This is a genomic window from Vibrio sp. 1401 (assembly GCF_033340295.1).
The window spans coordinates 1-500 of the sequence record NZ_JAWOWF010000910.1; the positions used below are offsets into that span (position 1 = coordinate 1).

The window sequence follows — 500 nt, forward strand, 5'->3', positions numbered from 1 at the left end:
TGTTTCTCTGGTTTTCCGTCGGCGAGTCGATTCAATTTAATGAGCGAGAGCCAAGCATCTTGAAGCTCCGGAAGACGCTTGGTGATCGCGGTATCAAAAATCAAGTTGATTAACGCTTCACGTGGCATTACCTGTTCTAGGTCGAGAACGGGATTTTCTCCACCGTATCGAGCCGTATCGTCAAGCGCTGTTTTGGAGAAGGTACTGCTTTCCATCTGCTCTTGTACTTCTTTCGAAAGCAAATGAGCAATAAAGGACTCTGCCAACTTATCACTCTTGCCCCGATTGATTTGTGCAATATAGGTAGGCATCAGCGTAAAGTCTTGATCATAAGCAAAGCCAACGTAGTCGAACTTGCGTTGCGCAATCAGTGCGTAGCTGTCAATCGTTGGCCCAATACCAAACTTACCTTTGGCGATGTAATCCGCCACTCCAAAACTGCGAGAAGAGATCGTCGCGAGGTTCGCTCCCACATTGAGTAAAATCCGCCAGCCCTCTTG

The 500-nt window shown here is 47.6% G+C and carries 1 pseudogene; it reads right to left on the bottom strand.

From position 1 onward, the window contains the following. Positions 1-500, bottom strand: a pseudogene (locus tag R7Z77_RS28845) (ABC transporter substrate-binding protein); the annotation flags it as partial.